Raw genomic sequence first — 23,665 nt, 5'->3', positions numbered from 1 at the left:
CGGTAATGAGTAGTTATTCACATACCGGAGATTGAAAATGACACAACGACTAACCTCTAACCCTAACCTGCACTTGCACCATGATCCCTTGTTTAATGACATGCCCATTCAAGTAAAGTATTTACCGATGGTGTTTGAGTACCTTGAATCGCTACAAAAGACACTTGAGGATGCGTTAGAAGACTATTCTCATGTACTTGTTATACGGGTTGAACCGGTCATCCCCACCCTAATAAGTGACCAAATGACAGTTGTAGATCACATGCTTCTGATGCCAAAATTCATAGCTTCTCTTAGGGCCATTATCAAGCACGACCTGAAACGCAGGCGTAAAATTAACTGGGTGCCTGATACCAAGGTACGTTTCGCCTGGACTCGCGAAGTAGGTGACAATGGCAAGATGCATTATCACTTTTTCTTGATACTCAACCGTGGCTCCTATCACATGCCTGGCAAGGCATGCTCTCCCAATGAGAACCTTATCAGTCGTGTGTCACGCGCTTGGTACAGTGCCCTTGGGATCGTTTGGAATCCTCAAGAGCCATGGATTCATGTGCCTGACCATCCGTTCTATTGGATTGACCGAGGTGACGTGAATAGCTTTCAGGAGGCGTTCTATCGAGCTTCTTACCTTTGCAAAGCTGATACGAAACAGTATGGGCTAAGGATGCGTTCATTCAGTACCAGTCATAACTGAGCGATTTTAAGCTTTAACAGCTATTTGCTCTGTAACAAAAGTAATTAGCTAAGATCGCTCACAGCGAACACCTTTGCCCACATGCCCCCACAACGCTAAACTCGGCTCACTATTTTGTGGGGGCTAGGTATCAGCAATGCCCACGGTTATCGCATACATGGAATCATCAATGAGCCACACCGTTACGCTGCAACAGCTGGAATCCTTCTTATGGGAAGCCGCCGATATTCTGCGCGGCAATATGGATGCGTCCGAGTACAAGGATTACATCTTCGGCATGATGTTCTTGAAGCGCCTGTCGGATGCCTTCGAGGAAGCCCAGGAATCGGTGGTTGCGTATTACCTCAGTAAAGGCAAAAGCGAGGCCCAGGCGCGAGAGTTGGCCGATGATGAAGACGAATACGACAAAACCTTCTACATTCCGCCCGTTGCCCGCTGGGGTGCCATCAAAGACCTGAAGCACGATATTGGCGCTGAGCTGAACAAGGCCACCGAAGCCATTGAAGAGCACAACGCCACGCTGGAAGGCGTGCTGGTGTCTATCGACTTCAACATCAAGAACAAGCTTTCTGATAAAAAGCTGCGTGATCTGCTTAGCCATTTCAGCCGCTACCGGTTACGCAACCAGGATTTCGAGCGGCCTGACCTGCTGGGCACGGCCTACGAATATCTGATCAAGATGTTCGCGGACAGCGCAGGTAAAAAAGGCGGTGAGTTCTATACGCCGTCTGAAGTGGTGCAGCTGCTGGTATCGCTGCTCAAGCCCCACGCGGGCATGCGCATATACGACCCCACGGCGGGGTCGGGCGGTATGCTTGTGCAAACTCGCAATCATCTAGCTACCAATGGCGAGAACCCGGCTAACCTATCGCTGTTTGGTCAAGAGATGAACCTGAACACCTGGGCCATCTGCAAGATGAACATGTTCTTGCACGGTGTTTACAGCGCCGATATTCGCAAGGGCGACACGCTAGGCGATCCACAGCACACCCAAGGCGGTGAGTTGATGACCTTCGACCGGGTACTGGCGAATCCACCGTTCAGCTTGAAGAAGTGGGGTAAGGAAGAAGCCGATAACGACGCCTATGGTCGTTACCCCTACGGCACGCCACCCAAGGATTCCGGCGACCTGGCCTTTGTTCAGCACATGATAGCCAGTCTCAATGCCGAAGGCATGATGGGGGTGGTGATGCCCCACGGTGTGCTGTTCCGGGGTGCCAGTGAAAAAGCCATCCGTCAGGGCATCTTGAACGACGACCTGCTGGAAGCCGTAATTGGCCTGCCACCGGCGCTATTTTACGGAACCGGCATTCCCGCCAGCCTGCTGATTATCAATAAGCAGAAGCCTGCCGAGCGTAAAGGCAAGGTGCTGTTTATCAACAGCGAGCTGGAGTTTGAAGAAGGTAAGAACCAGAACAAGCTTCGTCAGCAGGATATCGAGAAGATCGTTACTACCTTTGACGATTACGCCGAGATCAAGCGCTACTCAAAAGTCGTCACCCTGGCGGGCATTGCCGAGAACGATTACAACCTGAATATCCGCCGCTACGCCGATACCAGCCCACCGCCAGAGATCTTCGATGTGCATGCCATCCTCCACGGCGGAATCCCCGTGCGGGAAGTGGAGAGTGAGTATATCCGCGAAGAAATTCTGATGGAGTTTGACGTTAGCTGCGTGTTTGATCGCCGTGATGAGGCCTACTTTGCTTTCAAACCTGCCATCGATAGCAAAGAACAGCTGCGTGACATCGTCCAGCAAGCAGCGCCCGATGCTGACAACAGCGCTGACATTATCAGCCAGCTAGAACGCTGGTGGGATAAGTACAAGGTCTCGCTGCATGAACTGGATGCCGAAGTCGCCGAAGCCGAAAGCGTGATGAAGGGGTATTTGAGGGAGCTGGGGTATGAATAATTTATTACCTGCTGGGTGGAGTGAATGCTCGTTAAATGATGTTTCATCAGTGGTTACTAAAGGCACGACACCTACAACTAGTGGCGCTAGCTATACTCAATATGGCATTAAATTCATTAGAGTTGAGAACATTTCTAAAGATGGGCATATTGATGAAAGTGACTTGAAGTTTATAGATCATAAGACTCATCAACTTTTAAAGCGTTCACAACTTCATGCTGGAGATTTGCTAGTATCAATAGCCGGTGCGATAGGACGGTCAGCAATAGTTAAAGAGAATAACCTTCCAGCTAATATTAACCAAGCAATTGGAATAGTTAGACTTCATAACCATGAAGTCATTCCAGAATTTGTTAGATTTTCAATTGAAAGTCCTTATATAGCAAAGCAAATAAATGATTCACAAGCTGGAAATGCCCAAATAAACTTAAACCTTGCGCAGCTGGGCGGTTTAAAGCTATATCGTCCTCCACTCCCCGAACAGAAAAAAATCGCCGCCATTCTGTCATCCGTCGACGAGGTGGTTGAAAAAACACGCTCCCAGATCGACAAGCTGAAAGACCTGAAAACCGGCATGATGCAGGAGCTGCTGACCAAGGGCATTGGTCATACCGAGTTCAAAGAGTCACCGGTGGGATGGGATTGTGCATTGCTTGAAGAAGTTGCAACTATTCAAACAGGAATTGCAAAAAACTCAAACTCTAAGGGGGATATGATAAATGTTCCTTACCTTAGAGTGGCAAATGTGCAGGACGGCTATCTTGACTTAACTGAAATAAAGTACATTGAAATTGATAAAGGACGATTGAGTCGCTTTTCTTTGCAGACCGATGATGTGTTGGTAAACGAGGGTGGAGACTTTGATAAGATTGGGCGAGGTGCCATTTGGAAAGGGTTGATAAGCCCCTGCGTTCATCAAAATCATGTTTTTGTCGTTAGAACAATGAAAGATCAACTACTTCCTGAGTTTTTTAATTATTTGTCCGGTAGTCAGTATGGTAAAAACTATTACCTCAGTTGTGCCAAACAAACTACTAACCTTGCAAGTCTAAACTCAAGTCAGCTAAAGATGTTCCCAGTTCTGTTGCCGTCTATCGCTGAGCAAGAATGCATCTGTAGAACTTTGGGTGCAATTGATGACAAGCAACGTCTACTTGAAGAAAAATTAGCTGGCAAAATAAATATCAAAAAAGCCCTCATGCAAGATCTACTCACCGGCAAAGTCCGCGTCAATGTCGATACCCGCGAGCTAGCCGACGCCTGATTTTTCTCGTGCAATAGCCTTCCACTTGCGTTGACAGGTTTGTTTTTTAACCCATACTTGTCAACTCAATTCCTCGTCATTAAGGTTCCCCCATGCTGCATGATCGTTTGCATCGTGCGCGTGTCCTCAAGAACATGACCCTGCAGCAGGTGGCCGACCAGCTGGGGGACATTACCAAGCAGGCTCTGTCTAAATATGAGCAGGGCAAGGACGCGCCCAACTCCACTCGCTTAATCCAGCTCGCCGATGTGCTGGAGGTAAGCCCTGAGTATTTTTTCCGCCCGGATTCCGTGGCGTTAGGCGCGGTCGACTTTCGCAAGCACTCCGCCTTTGGCAAACGCCAGCAGGAAGCTGTGAAAGAGCAGGTGCGCGAGCATCTTGAGCGCTATTTGGCAGCGGAAAACGTGTTCGACACTGAACCACGCCGCCGTGGTTTTACCCATTGGCATCGCCGTTTTTCGGTAGCTAACGCTGAAGAGATCGAACAGGCGGCAGAAGCGTTGCGCCACGCCTGGAACCTGGGGCTCAACCCCATTGCCAACCTGACCGAAACCCTTGAAGAAAACGACATCAAGGTCGTGGGCTTACATGCCCACCAAAAATTTGATGGCCTGTGTGCGCTGGTCAACGAGGGCGCGGATGCGGTGATTGTGAGCAACACTGACCGCCCCGGTGAACGCCAACGCTTTAACCTCGCCCATGAGTTAGGCCACCTCGTGATGGCTATGCCTGACGCTATTCACGGCACCCGGGAAGAAGAGAACAACTGCCACCGCTTTGCCGGTGCTTTTCTGTTTCCTGCTAGCCAAGTACGCGCCATTTTCGGCGAGCACCGAAAGCGTGTTTTGTTTGACGAGTTCCTGCTGGCCAAACAAGAGTGGGGCATTTCTATTCAGGCGATTCTACGGCGGCTGCATGACCTGGGTATCATCAACCCGAACCTCTACCAAAGCACCGTCAAATACTGGTCAATGCAGGGCTACCGCACCAGTGAGCCTAACCCCTTGCCATCAGAGACTTCTTACCGCCTACGGCAGCTGGTTTACCGAGCCCTTGCGGAAGGGTTAGTGACCCCCTCACGGGCAGCGGAATTACTCAATACCGGCCTGGGGAATATCCAGGAGGTAATGGCCAACGGACAGACAGGTGGCGGCGCGCATGTCAGCGAAAATACTTGTCTCTGATACCAATATTTGGATTGATCTTCATCGTAGTGGCCTGCTTTCAACCGTCTTTGCACTGCCCCATCAATTCGTCACCACGGATTTTGTATGGCGAGAGTTAAGGCAGCCACCCGGCCAGCAGTTGACGGATCTGGGGCTGATGGTAGAAGGCTTAAGTGGCGATGAGGTGGTGTCGCTTTTTGAACTTCGCCAAACCCTGGGCAACTCTTCTCTGGCCGATGTGTCCTGCTATTTTCTGGCCAGAGAGCGGCGCTGGCCGCTATTAACCGGTGACGGTGCGCTGCGCAAATCCGGCCAACAAGGCCAGCTTGAAGTGCGGGGTGTGCTCTGGATTTTGGACGAGCTGGAACGCCATGCCTTGCTTTCGACGCAACAGCTCGCCGATGCGTTAGACAGCATGCTGAAGGCAGGTGCCCGATTACCGGAGACTGAATGCCGTAAACGGCTGAACCGATGGCGGTAGCATGCTAGGCTGAGCGAAAAGTACTACAAAGGATAATTACCTTGTTCCAGGATGAAGTCGAAAAGGTCGAATTGCCCGCCATCGCTCAGCTTCAGCAACTGGGCTGGAATTATGTTCCTGGGGCAAGTTTATCCCCTGTGCTGCCTATTGACGGTGCCCCTTCTACCGGTGAGCGCGGCTACTATCGTGATGTAGTGCTGGTCAAACAGTTAGAAGCCGCCCTGCGGCGCTTAAATCCCTGGATCAGCGAAGAGAACCTGCGCAAGGTACTGCGGGAGATTACTCATCCCCACCATGCGGGCCTGATGGAGTACAACCACGCAATCTACCAGCAGCTGGTCAACTATCTCTCGGTAGAGCAAGACGTGGGTAAGGGGCGCAAGGGGCAGACGGTCAAAATCATCGACTTCGACCAGCCTGACAACAACGACTTTCTCTGCACCAACCAATTCAAGATTGAAGGCCTTAACCAGAACATCATCCCGGATATCGTTTGCTTCGTAAACGGCCTGCCGTTGGCAGTGATTGAGTGCAAGTCGCCCTATATTGCTGATGCCCTAGCGCAAGGTGTTGACCAGTTACGGCGCTACGCTAATCTGCGTTATCACGAAGATGACGAAGGTGCTCAAAAGCTGTTCTGGTACAACCAGCTTATGGTCTCCACCTGCCGAGACCAAGCCAGGGTAGGTACGATTAGCTCTAGCACTCAACATTACGGTGATTGGAAAGATGCTTATCCTTTTACCGACGGGGATATCCGCCAGTTACTCGCTTCCGCTCAGGCAGAACAGCATCCACTACCTGCCGCCACTGCTTACCAAGTTACCGATGTGCCTTCCCCAGCTTACCTGCTAGAAGCGCAGCGCATTGCAGCGGGCCAACCGGCTCACGCAGATATCAACGCTCAAGAGCGCCTGCTGGCAGGGCTTTTCTCACCCGCTAACTTTCTCGACGTGCTACAGAACTTCACCCTGTTTGAAGCCGTGGATGGGCGGCTGATTAAGAAAATTGCCCGCTATCAGCAGTACCGTGCGGTTAACAAGGTGATTAAGCGCCTGAAAGAAGGCCAGGATCGTAAGGAAAAATCGGGGGTGGTGTGGCATACCCAAGGCTCTGGTAAGTCGCTCACCATGGTAATGCTGGCGGTGAAGATGCGCCGCGACCCAGAGCTACAACAGTACAAGCTGGTGTTCATCACTGACCGCACACAGCTGGATAGTCAGCTCTCCGCGACGTTCCGCGATGCTCAGAATGAAACCATTCACAATGCCGGTTCTGTTGCTCAGCTTAAAACGCTGTTACAGCTCGATTCATCCGATATCGTTACTGCCATGGTGCAGAAGTTTCAGGATGCAGAAGCCGAAGGCGATTTCAGCGACCTGAACCCCAGCGATAAAGTGATCGTGCTAGCCGATGAAGCCCACCGCACCCAGTTCGGTAACCTCGCTGCCACCATTAACGCCGCGCTACCTAATGCCCCCAAGATTGGCTTTACCGGCACACCTTTGCTGAAAACACAGAAAATGAGCCAGGCTTTCGGTGGCTATATTGATCAATACAAAATCAACGAAGCCGTAGCCGATGGGGCCACGGTGCGTATTCTCTACGAAGGCCGTCAGGTATTGTCCGATGTGGTGGGCGATTCACTGGATGCGCTTTTCGAGGAGTACTTTCGCGATTACAGCGACGACGAAAAAAAAGAGATCAGGAAAAAGTACGGAGTGGAACGTGCGATACGCGAGGCACCGGCACGCATCCGCTGGGTATGCATCGACCTGCTGAAACACTACCGCGAGCACATTCATCCCAACGGCTTCAAAGCGATGATTGTAGTCGGTAGCCGCTATGCTGCCACTCTGTTCAAGAAAACCCTGGATGAGCTGGATGCTCCACCGTCTGAAGTCATTGTTTCCGGCAGCCACAACGACCCGGCTTACTTGGCGCAGCACACCGATAAAGCACGCCAGAAACAGGTTGTCGGCAACTTCACCAAGCCGTTAAGTGAAGACCCAACGGCTTTTCTGATCGTGAAAGATATGCTGCTAACCGGCTTTGATGCGCCCATTGCCCAAGCCATGTATATCGACCGTAATCTGAAAGACCACACGCTGATGCAGGCGATTGCACGGGTTAACCGCACCTGCTCGTCACCTAACGGCAAGGGGACAAAGCAGGCAGGCTTTATTGTCGATTACTACGGACTATCTGATCAGCTGACCGAAGCGCTGGAGATGTTCAGTAACGAAGACGCTGAAGGCACCTACCACAGCCTTAAAGACGAGATCCCCAAGCTGAAGGCCGCCCACACAAGGGTTGCAAAGCTATTTGCAGCGGTAAAAGAGAAGGATATTGATGCCTACGTCCTTTTCCTCAAGGATGAAGACAAACGCCAACAGTTTGAGCTGGCGTATAAAGCCTTTGCCAAACAAATGGATATCATCCTGCCGGATACAGCGGCCAAACCGTTTGTGCCTGACCTAAAATTCTGGGGCAAGGTACAAAACGCCGCGAGAAACCGCTACCGCGACCCAGGCCTTAACCTTGCTGATGTAGGTGAAAAAGTTCGCAAGCTGGTGGAAGACCACATTATCAGCACGGGGGTAGACCCCAAGATCCCGCCAGTGGATTTAATGGATGCCAACTTCAAGCAAACCGTGGAGCAGATCAAATCCCCGGAATCGAAAGCGTCCGAGATCGAAAGCGCGATTAAGCACCACATCACCGTCAACCTGGAAGAAGACCCCGAGTATTACAAATCGCTTAGCCTACGCCTGCGCGATATTATCGAGAAAACGGCGGGTAAATGGGACCAACAGTTGGAGCTGCTCTCGCAGATGGTTAGCACCATCAGCACCGAGCATAAACAGGAAGCCGATGCCCTGGGGCTGAGTGAAACCGAGTTTGCTTTCTACAACATCCTAATGGCGGAAGTGACCCACCATGCCGGGGAAGATGCCATCAGCGAAGCGGTGCATGATGAGATCAAGGCCATCAGCCAAGACCTCGTTGGAATGTTTGATGAAGCCACCCAGATCGTCGACTTCTTCGATAAGCAGGATCAGGTCAAACGCATGAAAAAAGAGATTAAGCGCGCCGTTCTGGATGGCTCCTTTGCGGATAAAGCACTGGTCACTGTGGTGCAAGACCGCTTTATGGAGCTGGCCAAAAACCGTTTTGGAAAAGCGAATCCATGACCGCCATGGCAAACCCAACCGAATACCGAGATGCCTCGGGTTTTATTGCCGAAATCATCCGCACTAATCGCCGTAAATCGGCGGATATCCGCGTGGAAGAAGGCGCAGTATCTATCGTGGTGCCCAGTGAGACCCCACTGGAAAAGATTGACCAGCTGTTGGCTAGCAAGCGGCGCTGGATCAAAGAAAAAATGGCCTTACACCAGCTGGCCGCGCCTGCCAGTAGCCGCGAGTTTGTCTCCGGTGAAGCGTTTCCTTATCTGGGGCGCAACTACCGCCTCAAGATAGAAACCGGTGCCTTTGCCCCGGTAAAGCTGGTACACGGCAGATTGTTAATAACGCTACCCAGCGGCCCGGAACGCCCGCACATGGTGCGCAACGCCTTGGTACGCTGGTACAAACGCCAAGCCGAACAAAAAATAAAAGAGAAAGTGACGCGCTTTGCCCCCATCGTGGGAGTATCACCTATGGGCGTAGGCATTCGCACGTTTAAATCACGCTGGGGCAGCTGCACCACCAAGGGCAAGCTGGAGTTTAACTGGCAGATCATGATGGCCCCCAACCGAATGGTGGATTACGTGGTGATGCACGAGCTTTGCCACCTGATCCGCCACGATCACTCCTCTGAGTTTTGGAATGAGCTTGGACGGGTGATGCCGGACTATCCACAATGCCGAGAGTGGTTGAGGGAAAATGCGGAGAGGGTGGGGTTTTGATGGGTTTCTTGAATTGCAGCAATTTCGCATGTGGTAACGAACCGTCACTTATCGACCGAGGCTGTGTGAAAACGTAGTGACCGCTATACTTTGCCTAGGCCCGTAGAGGAAATGGCGATGAAGCGATTTGTGGTAGGAGAGGCCCGAGAACAAAGTACGTTATTCCCCGCGCTCTTGGACGACTTCATCGCCAACGACAACCCTGTTCGTGCTATTGAGCCTTCGTGGACGGCCTCGATCTCAGAGGGCTTGGTTTTAAGGGTGTTGATCCGCATGCGACAGGTAGGCCAGCCTATCATCCCTCTGTACTTTTGAAGCTCTACATCTATGGCTACCTCAATCGCATCCAGTCGAGTCGCCGTTTAGAGCGCGAGACTCAGCGCAATGTCGAGCTGATGTGGCTGACTGAGCGTCTGACACCCGATTTCAAGACGGTTGCCGATTTTCGAAAGAACTACGGCGAGGCCATCCGCCGTGTCTGACGAGAGTTCATCGTGCTTTGCCAGCGACTGGAGCTATTCTCCCAGGCCATCGTGACCATTGACGGCAGCAAGTTCTAAGCCGTCAACAACCGCAACCGTAATTTCACGGCGACCAAGATGAAGCGTCGCCTTGAGCAGATCGAAGAAAGCTTCAATCGGTACCTTGGTCAGCTTGGCGCAGCTGATCGCGAGGAACCTGCACTGGCAGAGGCGAGGACAGCGCACCTGAAGGAGAACATCACGAAGCTCAGGGTAGAAACTGCACGATTACAATCAGTTAAGAAGGCGCGACTTCAGCCTCCCGACCAATAAATATCCTTAACGGATCCAGACTCCAGGTCGATGGCCGCGAGTGGTAGAGGTACGGGGACGGTGGAATACAATGTACAGACAGCGGTCGATAGCAAGCATCATCTAATTGTCGCCCTGAGGTGACCAATGTCGGACATGATCGGGGGCAGTTGTTCAACATGGCCAAGCAAGCTCGGGAGGCCACTGGCATCAAGGAGATGAAAGTCGTAGCGGATAGAGGCTACTTCAAGGGCGAGGAAATTCTGTCCAGCCACAAGGAAGGAATCACTACTTACCTCCCCAAGCCGATGACATCGCCCAACCAGGCAAAGGGACTGTTCCCAAGAGAAGCCTTTCGATATCTACCTGAAAAAAATGGGGTATCCGGATTATCTGGTTGGTATGCGAGAGCGAAAGGTGGCCGACAAACTCAACCCACAACGGATTGGCTGGTTGATGGCTCGCTGAGTACGCTCACTTGCTAGAGAGCAGATACTTCACCAAACAGGCGATGCCCAGGACCAGTAGCAATAGTAGGGCAATTCCGATCACTGGCATTATCCAGCCCATCGCCCCCATCATCCCGCAATCTGGTAGTGTCGTGTTCATCGTGACAGGGCTCCCTGTGGTGTCCATGCCCAAAACCCGTGGTGCCGCCGCCCAGTGGCACCACGGTCGCGCTCATATCGTTCACCCGGCACAGCAGGACAACTGCGTCACATCCTTGGTGAAAGTCTGGGCACAGAGCTTGAGCCCTTCCACCATGGTCAGGTAGGGAAACAGCTCATTGGCGATGTCGTGTACGGTCATGCGTGCGCGTAGCGCCATCACCGCCGTCTGGATCAGCTCACCGGCTTCCCCCGCCACCGCCTGCACCCCCAGCAACCGGCCCGAGTCGCGTTCGGCCACCAGCTTGATGAAACCACCGGTGTCGAAATTCACCAGCGCACGCGGCACGTTTTCCAGGTCCAGCTCACGGGTATCGACGCTGAAGCCTTGCTCGATGGCCTCGGCTTCCGTCAGGCCGACGGTGGCCACCTGGGGGTCGGTGAAGATCACCGCCGGCATGGCGCTCAGGTCCAGGGTGGCTTCGCCCCCGGTCATGTTGACGGCAGCCCGGCTGCCCCCGGCGGCGGCGACATAGACGAACTCCGGCTGATCGGTGCAGTCACCGGCGGCATAGAGCCCCGGCACCGTGGTGTGCAGATGCTCATCGACCAGAATAGCCCCATGTGCGGTTTCCACGCCGAGGCTCGCCAGGTTCAGGGCCTCGGTATTGGGTGTCCGTCCGGTGGCCACCAGCAGTTGATCCGCCCGCAAGGTGCCGGCGTTGGTGTCGACAATGAATTCATTGTCGGTGTAGTCCACACGGCTCGCCTGGGTCTGCTTGAGGACCTCGATGCCCTCGCGGCGAAACGCCGCCTCCACCGCATCCCCTACCGCCGGGTCTTCCTGGGAGAGCAGGCGGCTGCGGGCCAGCACCGTGACCCGGCTGCCCAGCCTGGCGAAGGCCTGGGCCAGTTCCAGGGCCACCACCGAGGCGCCGATCACAATCAGCCGCTCGGGAAGAGTGTCCAGGGCCAGAGCACTGGTAGAGGTCAGGTAGGGGGTGTCGGCAAGACCCGGGATCGGCGGTACTGCCGGTCGGGCGCCAGTACCGATGAAGGCGCGGTCGAAGTGGACGACCTGCTCGCCGCCCTCGTTCAGCTTGACCATCAGGCTATGGGCATCGATAAACCGGGCCTCGCCGTGCAGGACAGTGATGGCCGGGTGGTCGCGCAGAATCCCCTCGTACTTGGCGTCACGCAGTTCCTCGACACGTCGCTGCTGCTGCTCGAGCAGCTTGGCCCGATCCACCACCGGCGCCTGGGCGCTCAGGCCTGCATCGAAGGGACTTTCCGTACGCAAGTGGGCAATATGGGCCGCGCGAATCATGATCTTCGAAGGCACACAGCCTGTATTGACACAGGTACCGCCGACGGTGCCGCGTTCGATCAGGGTGATCCGGGCGCCGCGCTCGGCGGCCTTCAGGGCCGCCGCCATGGCGGCGCCGCCGCTGCCGATCACCGCGATGTGCGGGGCGTCTTCATCACGGCCCTTGGACACCGATGCGCCTGCCGGGGAAGTGGGCCCACTGTTGGCCAGTCGAGCTTGGTAGCCAAGTCGGGTCACGGCAAACGTCAACGCCGAGGCCGGTGTCCCCGGATCAACGGCTACCGATGCCGTCCTCTGAGGATAGGATACCTCCACCGACTGCACGCCGGGCAGCTTCTCCAAGGCTTCCCTGACATGATCCGCACAGCGGTCACAGGTCATGCCGCTCACGTTGAGTTCAATCATCACGTTTCTCCGAGTCTTCATTAGTAAAGCCGGCATCCTGCTTCCGCTTGTGGTATCGCGCGTAGAGAGGTAAGCCGATGACGATGGCCAGGACGGCAAACAGCAGGTAATCGAGATAGCCTGCCAACGCGGCCAGGCCCGCCGTACCGAATAGCACCAGGGCGATTGGCCCGGCGCAACACAGCACCATCAACCCGGTGCCAAGCACGACGCTTATAAATTTCTGCGAATCTTTCACGCTTATTCCTTCACCGTGACGGACAAGCTCGTAAACAACTCACCCGATGACCGCGATGTGCAGCTGCTTGATGTCACTCAGGGGGCGTATTCCTTGATTTGATAGAGCCGTTGTCACAACAGGCGTCGAACTGCTTCTTACGCCAAATCGCATAAATGGTCAGGCCGATGAAGAAGGCCAGGGCCGGCAATAACACAACGTCGAGATAGCCCGTCAGCGCCGCCAGGCCCACCGTGCCAAGCAGGATCACCAGGATCGGCGTAAAGCAGCACAATGCCACCAGGACGGTGCCGATCACGCTCACGCGCAGCAGGGTCTTGGGATTCTTCATGATCACTCTCGATCCGCTTGCGAGGATGTCGGGGTTGATGGATACCCAGCGTTGGTGGTGGCCTCGGTCAATGCCTCCACCGACGTTCGGGCGTCGTCAAAGGTGACCACGGCCTCGAGATCCGCGTAGCTCACGTCGACTTGCGAGACGCCGTCCACCTTGTTGAGGGCGGCCTTGACGGTGATCGGGCAGGCGGCACAGGTCATGCCCGGCACCGACAGCTTCACGGTCTGCAAGGCCGCTAAGGCGGGCGTGCTGAGCAGGGCGAGTAGCGCGATGAAGGCGAAACGAGCTTTCATGGTAGATCTCCTTTTAATAGAACAAGGGCAAGACGTAGGGGAATACCAGGGCGATTAGCACCAGCAGCGATACGAGCCAGAAGATCGCCTTGTAGCCCGTCCTGACCCGTGGCACGGCACACACCTCTCCCGGCTGGCACTTTTCCACTGGCCGAAAGACGCGACGCCAGGCGAAGAACATCGCCACCAGCGCGACGCCGATAAAGAGCGGGCGATAGGGCTCCAGCGACGCCAGATTGCTGATCCAGGCGCCGGAAACGCCCAGCGTGATCAGAACCAGCGGGCCGAGGCAACACGCCGAGGCCAGGAGGGCCGCGACTCCTCCGGCGGCCAGGGGCCCTCGCCCCGTTTTAGGTGTCCGCATTGACGATTCTCCTTTCGGGATGGGGGGAGCTACGATAAGGTTACTTCCGTAGCTTGGTACGGAGTCAAGCATCATGAAGAGACATGCAGATAAAGTGGCGGACACCATGACCATTGGCGGCCTGGCCAAGGCGGCCGGCGTCAATGTCGAGACAATCCGCTATTACCAGCGACGAGGGCTATTATCGGAGCCCGAACGACCTCCCGGAGGTATTCGACGCTATAGTGCCGCCGATATCGACAGGTTGACGTTCGTGAAAACGGCGCAGCAGCTGGGCTTTAGTCTGGATGAGATCAGTGACCTACTTCGGCTGGAAGATGGCGCCCACTGTCAAGAAGCCAGTGCTCTCGCAGAGCACAAGTTAGGGGACGTTCGCGAGAAGATCGACAGGCTTGAAAGAATTGAGAAGGTGCTGAGCGAAATGGTCGACCGATGCCATGCACAACAAGGCAATATCACTTGCCCGCTAATTGCGTCATTGCATGAAGGGCTCAGAGAAGCAGAAGACCCAAGGGAGTAAATCACCTTCAGTTCGTAGAAAACAACGCGGTCAAAGAGTCGCAATCATCTATGGACCATGTCGACAAGGAAAGTTTGCATGACCAGCTTGCCTGACAACATCCTGCACCTTCCCGAGTACCACGTCCTAGCCACCAAGATGGAAGAGCATGATCTCCACTACCAGGTCGAAGCTCCTGAGCCTCTAGCTTGCGAGGAATGCGGCGTTGAGAGTGAGTTTGTCAGGTTCGGCAAGCGCGATGTGGCCTATCGCGACCTACCCATCCACGGAAGGCGGGTCACCCTCTGGGTGGTCCGTCGCCGCTACACCTGCCGGGCGTGTGGAAGGACGTTCCGGCCAGCTCTTCCGGAAATGGTAGACGATCACCGCATGACGCGGAGGCTTTACAACCACGTCGAGAAGGAAGCCTTCAATCACCCCTACGCCTACGTGGCTGATACCACGGGCCTCGACGAGAAGACTGTCCGCGAGATATTCAAGAAGAAGGCTGAGTTCCTGGCAGCCTGGCATCGCTTCGAGACACCCCGCTGCCTGGGGATCGACGAGCTGTACCTGAACCGCCGCTACCGCTGCATCCTGACCAACCTGGAGGAGCGTACCCTACTGGACCTGCTGCCCGGTCGCCAGCAGGACGCGGTGACGAGGCGCCTCATGAGCATGACCGAGCGCCACCAGGTCGAGATCGTCAGCATGGATATGTGGAAACCCTACCGCCGTGCTGTCCAGGCGGTGCTGCCGCAGGCTCGCATTGTGGTCGATAAGTTCCACGTCGTGCGAATGGCCAACGAGGCCTTGGAAAAGGTCCGCAAGGGGCTCAGGAAAAAGCTGACGTCCAACCAGCGCCGAACCCTCAAGGGTGACCGGAAGATCCTGCTGAAGCGCGCTCACGATGTCTCAGATCGCGAACGGCTCATCATGGAGACCTGGACAGGGGCATTCCCCCAGCTCTTGGCGGCCTACGAGCACAAGGAGCGGTTCTTCCACATCTGGGACGCCACAACCCGGCGTGACGCCGAGAAGGCGCTGACTGCCTGGATTGACGACATCCCACAGGGGCAAAAGGAGGTCTGGAAAGATCTCGTCAGTGCTATCAGTGGCTGGCATGAGGAGATGCTGACCTACTTCGAGACCGACATCCCGATCACCAACGCCTTCACGGAGTCAATCAACCGGCTGGCCAAGGATAAGAACCGCGATGGCCGTGGCTACTCATTCGAGGTGATGCGGGCCCGGATGCTCTACACCACCAAGCACAAGAAGAAGGTGCCGCAGACCAAGGAATCCCCCTTCCTGGGCAAGGCCACCATGACCTACAGCATGGGTCTTCCCGAGCCTGAGAAAAACTACGGCGTCGATCTATCAACCTTCTGGAAGAGTTAAGGGTTCGAAGGAGCAAGGGGCTCCATCTACCACTTAATCCGGATACCCAAAAAATGAATATTCTTTTCCAGCAGGGCAGGGGCTTACTTGGCGGTATGTATCTGAAGGAAATGGGCAGAAGCTAGATACTTATTGGAGTTCGTCATGTGTCAGCTGCTCCTTAAGGGAAAAATGCACAACAGGAAAGCAGAGGCGGATAAGGCGTTGGGAACATGAAGATGTACTCGAAGCCCTGCAGTCACATCTTAATTGGAACCCGGAAATGATGCGCTTAAGGCGCCAAACGGTGGAGCATCCCTTTGGCACGCTGAAGGATTGGATGGGGGTAATACACTTTACGACCAAGCGGCTCAAAAATGTCAGCACGGAAATGAGTCTTCATGAGCTGGCCTACAACCTGACGCGTGTCATAAAGATCTTGGATATCAATGGGTTGATGAGGGCCGCGAGGGCGTAAAAGCCCAGTTGTTTCCGTCTATTCAGGGCCAAATAAGAGCTTTCTGCTGATTCTGCCATTCCCATCTATCACCACAGCATCAGGCGGTAATCATCCGAGCAATGGCTTGTGTGGACTCAACAAGAAGCTGAGGGTGAAGATTCTTGAGTTAGACCAGTTTTTTTCTGTTTTTACACGGCCATGACCCTTAGCGGACTTCCCGGGGAAATACTGCTGGTACAATGATGGTTGTTTGCTGCCAAGCTATAATAAATATTCATTGGTTTAAATAGGTTAGGTCACTGACATTATGATCGACTCTGAGTCTTACGAAGGCATTTTGGAAAGCTATACGTCTGCCCTCGAATGGATGCAGAATATCGGGGTAAATCTTGGCGCCGGGCGTACATCGCACTATGAGAATATCGTCAGCAATTGGACCGGATCATATAGAACGGCATCACTTGTAGATGGCGAAAGAATATTTCCGAGTTTTGTCAGTTCGATGCTAGAAATTCATGACTTTGTGAGCGTCTACAAAGCCTTTAAAGATGTTCCTGCCGCAGAGCTTGGAGGTATTGTTGCAAAGCTCAATAAAGCAGTGAATGGGCCAATATATCTAGAACAGGAGTCTCCAACCTCCGCAACAGCACGAAACTTTCTTTTCGAAGCGTTGGTAGCCGCCAGGCTTCATGCCCCAGCTAAAGGTGCATCTGCCATTCTCGGTGCGCCCTCAGATACCGGGGTGCTATTTGGCGGGAACAAAATTTGGATCGAGTGCAAGCGTGTTACATCTGAAGGAAAGATTGAGAAAAATACCAGAAAAGCCTCTAGCCAACTTGAAGAAGTCTTCAAAAAGAAGACGAGGTCAGGTCATAGAGGAATTGTCGCCCTTGATGTATCAAAGATCCTAAATCCCGGGGATCGCATCTATATGAGAGAAAATGACGCGCATTTACTTAAGTCTATCGACAGTTTGATGAACGTTCTCATCGAGCGTTTTGCCCCAGTCTGGCAAAAAATTTATGAAAGAAGGAACCGTAAAGTAATCGGAACAATTGTGCGTTATGTGTTTATGTCCACATCAGAGGAACGCAATTTGCTGGTTCACACTGCTCAGTGGGGCCTGAATCCTCGTGTCGGTACGTCTGACCACAGCGAAAAAATTCAAAAAGATCTCGTCTCTGCTTTGAATATGAACTGAAACCCATGAGATCAGAACCTAACCAGTCGCTGTTGCCGTACAGTTTTTCTGTTTTTTTACGACTCCAAAACTGCCGCAAAGCTTCGCGTTATGCTGTAAGGAGGTAAAGATTGCAGGAAACACTCGCAGATATTGAGGCGCTTACCCTACGGTGCCGCTCTGATCAGTCGAAGAGCTATATAGCAGAGGCTAACCAATGCTATCGCGCCGGTGCCTACCGAGCAGCGATAGTAAGTACTTGGGTCGCGGTGGTCTTCGATCTTATCGACAAGATCCGAGACTTATCGGTGAGTGGTGACGCCAACGCGATAGCCCTTGAGCATAAGCTCACCACCTATATCGGCCAGATAAACTCAGGTAATCAACAGGGAACCTCAAAGGCTCTCGAGTTTGAGCGAAACATCCTTGCTACTTGTCGAGACAAATTGCAGTTTTTTGATCAGCAACAGTTCGTAGATCTTGAGCGTCTACGAGAAGATCGACATCGATGTGCTCATCCTTCTTTTCAGCAGGTCGGTGTTCCTTATAGGCCATCCGCAGAGCAAGCTAGGCTCCATATTAGAAATGCTGTGGTTCATGTGCTTTCACAGCCTCCGGTTCAGGGCAGGGCGGCACTCGCTGGGATTAAGACCACTATTGCCTCTCAGTATTTTCCTGCATCTGTAGATAAGGCAGTAGCTGAACTTCGGAAGGCTGGCTTGGTCAGTCCAACGGATGCACTTGTGCGCTCCGTTTTGGATGCCCTCGTTTTCGGTTTTCTGACGCCTGACGACGAGTTGTACGAGAAGGATCAAGCTGTCACGGCCCTCAATGCATTGCACGAGATTTCTCCTGGTCTAGTAGAAGAGCGGCTCGGTCTTCAGTTGAGCAAAGCAATCAATGATGTGGGAGACGACAGGTTTTTGAGCGTTTTCTACCTCGTCGCGTCAGTCACGCGTGCTTGGGACCTTATTGATCAGCCCTCTAAAGCTCGAATCGAGCGGTTTGTAGAGGTCGCGCCGTATGACGACCTGTCACCTGCCATAGGTGCGCTTGCCGATATTGATGAACTGCGGCCTGAATTGCAGACAAGAATCCGAGGGTTCAACCTTGACGAGCTTGCGAGGGTTGTAGAATTTCCTCAAGTTCATGATGCATGCAAGGGAAGAGCTTTTGAGCTTTTAGCGGAATCAGGCTCGTGGGATAGAACAAATGCGGTCATAACTCGAGTAATCCTGCCACTGTTTGAGGCGCTTACAGCCGAGGACGTTACAACGATCGTGAGGCTTCCCAAAGAGAGAAGGGCTGACCTTCTTGGGGCTCATGCATACAAGCTCTTCGTCGATCGCGTTCGAGATGCTGAACTAATGGAAGGGGCTGAGCTTGACGATCTCCTTACCAATAATGGGGCGGAATATCTTGTGGCCCAAGCATAAGCGCATGACCAGAAGTTGCAGTCGACGGCTCCGCCGCGGCTGAGCTTTCGCATTATATCAATGTCGACTAGTAGGCTGCTTCTGGACGGACAACGACGGCCCCAAATAGGCCGTCGTCAGTATGTTCTGCCATTCCAACGCGCCATCTAACTCTATCCCTAGATACCTGACAGTGCTTTCCAGCTTCGTGCGACACAGGAGCAGTTACACTGCATCTCCCAGTGCTGAGAAGGTGTCCAACATTTGACTGAAGGTACGGTACTAAAAGATTACTTAGATAATACTTTGCCAGTTGGCCCGGTAGAGTACAGAGTGGATGATAAAGTGCACTCTTCCGCCCGTGCAGGGAGGAGAATTACCGCGTGGCGTGGGGGATCTTCCGCCGTCAGAACTAATTACCTGGAGCTCGTGGAGCGCCAGAATAGGAAAAGTGAATAGGGTTAAATATGTTCGACTTGATCAGTCATTTATGGCCACAGTTCGCGTTGGTACTCACGCCAGGTCTGGAAATGGAGGAAATTGCAGTCTGGATCTGGTTGTTCATGATGATAATCATGGCCATATCAGTGATGTCTGTAATTCGGCATTGGTTGCATTTCTCTCGGCGCTTGAAAAGGGTTCAGCAGCTTATCCAAGGGCAGGATCGCAACAGCTTGGCCCAGAATCGGCTTGTCACGCTGGAAAAGGCGCTGGAACAGGATCGGGTTGTCACCGGCCCTTTGTGGCGGGAGTTTGATGAAAGCCTAGTTTATTCAGCAGACAAGTCCCGACTGTTCAATACGTTGGAAGCCGAGCATTTCTTCAATAACTACACTCTGGCCTATGGTCTGACTTCCAGTCGTTTGCTTGCGGCCGCGCCTGCCTTTCTAACTGCTATCGGGGTGCTGGGTACCTTTCTCGGGCTGACGCTCGGACTCAAGGGCTTGCAGATTAATGCCGGAGATGTCGAGACTCTGAAAGATGGCATTTCAGTGATGATCAACGGTGCGGCTGTTGCCTTCATGACCTCGATCTGGGGTGTGGCCCTCAGTTTATTGCTTAACGTGTTTGAGAAGCTGGTAGAACGGAAGGCACTGGCAAAAATCCGTGACCTGCAGCAACGTATCGACTATCTGTATCCACGATTACCAGCGGAGCATTCGCTGGTTCAGATCGCGGCTGCCACCGAGGAAAGCAAGGAGGCGCTGCAGGAGCTGCATGAACGTATCGGCGATCGTCTACAGGAAACTGTATCTGGCATGAGTGACTCCATGCAGCAGGCCTTTACTGATGCGATCAATACCGTGATGGCACCCGCCATTCAGTCCTTGGTGAATAATACTAACCAGCAGTCAACGGATGTACTGGAGAAGCTGGTATCTGGTTTTATGGATGGTATGAAAACGGCAGGTTCAGATCAGAGTCATCTGATGAAGAATGCCGCTGAAGAAGTGCAACAGGCTGTGTCCGGTATGGCCGGCCGAATGGAGGCGCTATTCAAGCAATTGGACGAGCAGCAGAGTAGGACGAGAGAACAGACTGAGGGCACCTCAAGAGAATTTGCACAGCTGCTTGAACAGCAGGGCGCAGATGCCGCGCAGCGTCAGCAGCAGATGGAGCAACGCTTCAATCAGCTCATGGAACAGATGGAACATAAAGTCAGCGCGCAGTTCGACAAGTCGTCGGAGGATGAGCGCAAACGGGCAGCCACCCAGGAGCATTTGCATACGCAGATGGTGGCTGGATTCCAGAGTCAGCTGGAGCAATTCAATAGCGCTTCGAGCGGCCAGATCCAGGCAATTAACGAAGCCTCGGCCAAACAGCAGAGCGAAATGGGGCAGACCTTTGAATCGGCACTGGGCGGTCTGCAAACGCTTATAAGCAGCCAGGCTGCAGCAGCCAGTGAACGTGAGAGTGTTATCGAGTCCCGCTTCAATAGCCAGCTTGAGCGGCTTGCGGCAGAACAGCAGCAGTTATTGTCTGCCGTGACGCAGGGGGCCCAGCAGACTCAACAGCAGATGCTTGAATTGACCAAACAGCACCAGCAGTTGATGACTGAAATGGGCGAGGTCAGTCGTTCGGTTGAGGTTAGCAGTCAGCATATGAACAACAGCTCCACTCAATTGGGTCTGCTGTCAGCTAACCTTAAGCAGGCAGCTGACGTACTAGATTCGCGCTTGCAGGCTGTAACAGAAACACTGGCGGGGGCCTCTGATCAAAACCGCGAGCTGGCCGAGCAGGTGAGCTTGCAGGCGGATACGCTCAGACAATTGCAGGCAGAACTGACCACGGCGACCCAGCATTTCGAGAAGGCTGCGGTGGCTGCAGAGCAAGGCTTTGAAGTGTTTGCCAACCATCAACAGCAGTTCCTGCAGGGCATCAATACTGAGTTTCAAGGGCTTGGCCAGGCGCTCAAGGAGCAGGTCGGCGGGATCGAGCAACAGGCTGATGAGTGGCTACGCAGCTACTCCACTGAGGTGCGTACTCAGGTTGGCGAGAGGATGGAGCACTGGAACAAGAACACGCTGGAGTTTGCTGATCAGATGCGGCGCACGGTGAATGCGATCAGTGGGATAGTGGATGATCTGGAGCAGAAGGTCTGATGCGCTTTTTAAAAAAGGGTCCCGCTAATGTGGATGAGGAAAATCCCTATTGGATGTCCTTTTCCGATGTAATGTCTGCGCTTTTGATCATATTCATCCTAGCGTCTGTTGTGCTGATCATCCAACTGATGGAAATTCAAGAAGAATTGAGAAAGCAGCAACAGGAGTTCAATCAGGAAATACAGGAGTTACGGCAAGCAGAGCAGGTGCGTAGAACTATCCTGCATGAGGCAGCTGATTTGTTGCAACAACGGGGCATACGCGTCACGGTAAGTGAAAATGACACCGTTCTGAGTATTCCTAACGATATTCTGGGGTTTGGTACCGGTGCGCATGAGATTGGGACAGCCTATCAGGGCACAGCTGTAGAGATTGGCAGGGTGCTTAGTGATGTCATAAATAAGGATAATCGAGTCGATTACCTGGATACGATTTTTGTTGAGGGCCACACAGATAACCGCCCACTTAACGGCTTTATGGGTAAGGGAAACTGGGGGCTGTCGGCTTTTCGAGCCATCTCGCTCTGGCAGCTATGGGATGAGCTGCTGCCCGAGCAATTCTCTTTGGATGACATAGAGAATAAAGACAATCAGCCGCTGTTCTCAGTCAGTGGCTATGGGCCAACCCGACCGGCTACCAGAAGACAGGATACAGAAGAAGAGCTTAGCCAGAATCGACGAATCGATATCCGCTTTACCATCAGGCGGCCGAGCAGTGCAGAGTACCGTAGGGTCAGTGAGAACCTTGAGGAAGCTATACGATGAATCTTCCGCCACCTGAACTGCTGGTAATAGATTGGCCTGAGGGTACTCTGGAAAGTTGGCCGATACTGACAGAACGCCTGAAAAGGGTGGCCGGAGCTGCTGGCAAAAACGATTTGTTTTACGAAACATCCGAGCATTTGAGGCGGCTATCAAGGGTCATGGATGGCCGGGTACTCGCTGGCTTAATGTGCAAACGCATTACGGCGAGGGCCATTACTCAGCTTTGGCTGGAAGATGCCGAGTTCCGCCGCAGAATGCTGAGCCCGAAAATCCTTGATATCTTGGTGAAGCAACAGCTTGGGCAGTTAGGCGTGGTTCCGCTGCAGAACCTGATTGCTTTGTACTTCCGCATGTTCGACGAGCTAGATCAGCATGGGGAAAACCTCAGAGAAGAACTGCAAGACCTCTTAGAGCAACAGCTGTCTACCCGCTTTGCACATAATTCCAGATGCTCTGGTCACCAACGGGACTTATTGTCCATTCTGTATTCCGAAGCGAAATGGCTTCTTTCAATTAATGGGCCGAAACACTTGGTGGATTACGTCTATGAGGAAGGCTGGGAGCTTGACCGGGCCTTCTTGTACTTCGAGCTACGGGGGCTCGATGATGGGCGGTATGCGAGAATCTGTCGGGCGCATTATTATTTGAATACCTTGAGGGAGCTGCCGGTTGGTCAATATCACGAGGTACTGGCTGAGCTGCTCAAGCCAGCGGTCAGCCAAGCCCCCTTTGAGGACGGCAAGCGTATCGGCCATGTTGCTCTGGAAATTCTTATTGATCGGGCAGGTGATGCACCGGGTGATGAGTGGCAGAATTTCATTATGGATCTGGCTGGTGATCCACGTATCGCAAGTACTGCACAGAGCTATCGTGAATGGTGGCAGCCGCTGGGCGAAGATCGAATTGAAAAGGTGAGACGTTGGCTTTACAAGGAGGATTTGCGTTTATTTCTTAGCGCGTTGGAGCAATTTGGTAAGGAAAGCGGTGATGCTGCCATGCAGCGCATGTTTCCGGCTCGTAAGCGGTTTATCGAGGGACTCGACAGACTCAAGTTGGTACGCAAAACACGCCTGATGCTTGGAGCCAAAGCCGCGTTCGCGGTGAAGAGTATTCTTGGCGATGAATTAAAAACAAACTTCGTAAGACTCTCCAATGCCAACGGCATGTCTGACAAAGCGGTTATCTATATTGATTGCGGTGATTTTTGTCTGATTGAAGGCTCCCATAACTTCAAACTGTGGGTATACCTGCGGCCACCGTGGGAGAGATTGTATAGTTATAATACTAAAGAACTATCACATTCCGAACTGACGATACGTGCCCCAAGTGGATATAAGGGACTTTACGGTGCAGATGCGCCATACGAAGCCATCACCCATAGTCCCTCTACGTGGCACAACCGTTTTTTCAGCTTTTTGGCCGACCATGGGGTGTCTATTGATATCGAACAGTTGATGTTCCCAGATGACTACAGAAACTATCTCAGGCGGTTTGGCGTACCCTATGTAAAGCCGCTGAAAACGCGGCTTGATCCGTTGTCAGCTGCTAGCCCAAGAAACGATAACGCTGACAGACATGGCCAGGGTTAA

Annotated in this window: 20 protein-coding genes and 2 pseudogenes; 16 read left to right on the top strand and 6 right to left on the bottom strand. The window is 53.1% G+C overall.

All coding sequences use genetic code 11. The features are described 5' to 3' along the window. Positions 1-37 precede the first annotated feature (37 nt). The 8 genes and pseudogenes from AC4EYZ_RS04310 to AC4EYZ_RS04275 form a co-directional block, all read left to right on the top strand. Positions 38-697: a YagK/YfjJ domain-containing protein gene (locus AC4EYZ_RS04310; protein ID WP_273191065.1), complete on the top strand. Its 660-nt coding sequence runs from the start codon at positions 38-40 to the stop codon at positions 695-697. A gap of 169 nt (positions 698-866) precedes the next feature. After that, positions 867-2,609: a type I restriction-modification system subunit M gene (locus AC4EYZ_RS04305; protein ID WP_273191063.1), complete on the top strand. Its 1,743-nt coding sequence runs from the start codon at positions 867-869 to the stop codon at positions 2,607-2,609. Beyond that, positions 2,602-3,873 carry a restriction endonuclease subunit S gene (locus AC4EYZ_RS04300; RefSeq protein ID WP_273191061.1) on the top strand — a complete coding sequence of 424 codons (1,272 nt, stop codon included), beginning with the start codon at positions 2,602-2,604 and terminating at the stop codon, positions 3,871-3,873. Before AC4EYZ_RS04305 ends, AC4EYZ_RS04300 begins: the two co-directional genes overlap by 8 nt. 92 nt (positions 3,874-3,965) lie before the next feature. Further along, the gene (locus AC4EYZ_RS04295) at positions 3,966-5,057 is read left to right on the top strand and encodes a helix-turn-helix domain-containing protein (RefSeq protein ID WP_273191059.1); all 1,092 of its coding nucleotides are present in this window, start codon (positions 3,966-3,968) and stop codon (positions 5,055-5,057) included. Then, positions 5,032-5,520, top strand: a complete 489-nt coding sequence (locus tag AC4EYZ_RS04290; RefSeq protein WP_273191057.1) for a PIN domain-containing protein — start codon at positions 5,032-5,034, stop codon at positions 5,518-5,520. Before AC4EYZ_RS04295 ends, AC4EYZ_RS04290 begins: the two co-directional genes overlap by 26 nt. A gap of 41 nt (positions 5,521-5,561) precedes the next feature. Beyond that, positions 5,562-8,714 carry a type I restriction endonuclease subunit R gene (locus tag AC4EYZ_RS04285; RefSeq protein ID WP_273191055.1) on the top strand — a complete coding sequence of 1,051 codons (3,153 nt, stop codon included), beginning with the start codon at positions 5,562-5,564 and terminating at the stop codon, positions 8,712-8,714. Beyond that, positions 8,711-9,430: a M48 family metallopeptidase gene (locus tag AC4EYZ_RS04280; RefSeq protein WP_273191053.1), complete on the top strand. Its 720-nt coding sequence runs from the start codon at positions 8,711-8,713 to the stop codon at positions 9,428-9,430. Before AC4EYZ_RS04285 ends, AC4EYZ_RS04280 begins: the two co-directional genes overlap by 4 nt. 117 nt (positions 9,431-9,547) lie before the next feature. Next, positions 9,548-10,580, top strand: a pseudogene (locus AC4EYZ_RS04275) (IS1182 family transposase); the annotation flags it as partial. A 97-nt stretch (positions 10,581-10,677) separates the two neighbouring features. On the opposite strand, the gene AC4EYZ_RS04270 reads toward AC4EYZ_RS04275, so the two are convergent. From AC4EYZ_RS04270 to merT, 6 genes are all read right to left on the bottom strand, one after another. Beyond that, complete coding sequence (locus tag AC4EYZ_RS04270) at positions 10,678-10,812, bottom strand: hypothetical protein (RefSeq protein WP_008957399.1); 135 nt, start codon at positions 10,810-10,812, stop codon at positions 10,678-10,680. An 81-nt stretch (positions 10,813-10,893) separates the two neighbouring features. Beyond that, positions 10,894-12,543 (bottom strand): mercury(II) reductase, encoded by a 1,650-nt coding sequence (gene merA / locus AC4EYZ_RS04265; RefSeq protein WP_008957401.1) that lies wholly within the window; start codon positions 12,541-12,543, stop codon positions 10,894-10,896. Then, positions 12,536-12,781: a mercury resistance system transport protein MerF gene (merF, locus tag AC4EYZ_RS04260; RefSeq protein ID WP_008957402.1), complete on the bottom strand. Its 246-nt coding sequence runs from the start codon at positions 12,779-12,781 to the stop codon at positions 12,536-12,538. The genes merA and merF (AC4EYZ_RS04260) overlap by 8 nt, the downstream gene beginning before the upstream one ends. Positions 12,782-12,854: 73 nt before the next feature. Then, positions 12,855-13,112: a mercury resistance system transport protein MerF gene (gene merF / locus AC4EYZ_RS04255; protein WP_008957403.1), complete on the bottom strand. Its 258-nt coding sequence runs from the start codon at positions 13,110-13,112 to the stop codon at positions 12,855-12,857. Between the two features lie 2 nt (positions 13,113-13,114). Continuing rightward, a complete protein-coding gene (gene merP / locus AC4EYZ_RS04250; protein WP_006911918.1) occupies positions 13,115-13,411 on the bottom strand; it encodes a mercury resistance system periplasmic binding protein MerP in 297 nt (98 codons plus the stop codon). A 13-nt stretch (positions 13,412-13,424) separates the two neighbouring features. Beyond that, positions 13,425-13,775, bottom strand: coding sequence for a mercuric ion transporter MerT (gene merT / locus AC4EYZ_RS04245; RefSeq protein ID WP_008957404.1), 351 nt, complete (start codon positions 13,773-13,775; stop codon positions 13,425-13,427). 73 nt (positions 13,776-13,848) lie between these two features. Here merT and merR point away from each other — a divergent pair, with 73 nt between their 5' ends. The 8 genes and pseudogenes from merR to AC4EYZ_RS04205 all read left to right on the top strand — a co-directional run bounded on the left by merR (position 13,849) and on the right by AC4EYZ_RS04205 (position 23,665). Next, positions 13,849-14,295 (top strand): mercury resistance transcriptional regulator MerR, encoded by a 447-nt coding sequence (gene merR, locus AC4EYZ_RS04240; RefSeq protein ID WP_006911920.1) that lies wholly within the window; start codon positions 13,849-13,851, stop codon positions 14,293-14,295. A gap of 78 nt (positions 14,296-14,373) precedes the next feature. Further along, on the top strand, positions 14,374-15,675 hold the full coding sequence (locus AC4EYZ_RS04235) for an ISL3 family transposase (RefSeq protein ID WP_008957405.1): 1,302 nt from the start codon (positions 14,374-14,376) through the stop codon (positions 15,673-15,675). 49 nt (positions 15,676-15,724) lie between these two features. Then, positions 15,725-16,132: pseudogene (locus AC4EYZ_RS04230) on the top strand (transposase); the annotation flags it as partial. Between the two features lie 289 nt (positions 16,133-16,421). Then, positions 16,422-17,315: a hypothetical protein gene (locus tag AC4EYZ_RS04225; RefSeq protein ID WP_427768864.1), complete on the top strand. Its 894-nt coding sequence runs from the start codon at positions 16,422-16,424 to the stop codon at positions 17,313-17,315. Positions 17,316-17,425: 110 nt separating this feature from the next. After that, the gene (locus tag AC4EYZ_RS04220) at positions 17,426-18,730 is read left to right on the top strand and encodes a hypothetical protein (RefSeq protein WP_427768866.1); all 1,305 of its coding nucleotides are present in this window, start codon (positions 17,426-17,428) and stop codon (positions 18,728-18,730) included. A 446-nt stretch (positions 18,731-19,176) separates the two neighbouring features. Beyond that, positions 19,177-21,312, top strand: coding sequence for an anti-phage ZorAB system protein ZorA (gene zorA / locus AC4EYZ_RS04215; protein ID WP_427768869.1), 2,136 nt, complete (start codon positions 19,177-19,179; stop codon positions 21,310-21,312). Continuing rightward, the gene (locus tag AC4EYZ_RS04210) at positions 21,312-22,076 is read left to right on the top strand and encodes an OmpA/MotB family protein (protein WP_035566029.1); all 765 of its coding nucleotides are present in this window, start codon (positions 21,312-21,314) and stop codon (positions 22,074-22,076) included. The genes zorA and AC4EYZ_RS04210 overlap by 1 nt, the downstream gene beginning before the upstream one ends. Beyond that, positions 22,073-23,665, top strand: a complete 1,593-nt coding sequence (locus AC4EYZ_RS04205) for an EH signature domain-containing protein (RefSeq protein WP_427768871.1) — start codon at positions 22,073-22,075, stop codon at positions 23,663-23,665. Before AC4EYZ_RS04210 ends, AC4EYZ_RS04205 begins: the two co-directional genes overlap by 4 nt.

Source organism: Vreelandella sp. 162(4c), from assembly GCF_058152265.1.
The sequence above is the reverse complement of the archived record's forward strand: the minus strand, read 5'-3'. Positions and strand labels throughout refer to the sequence as shown.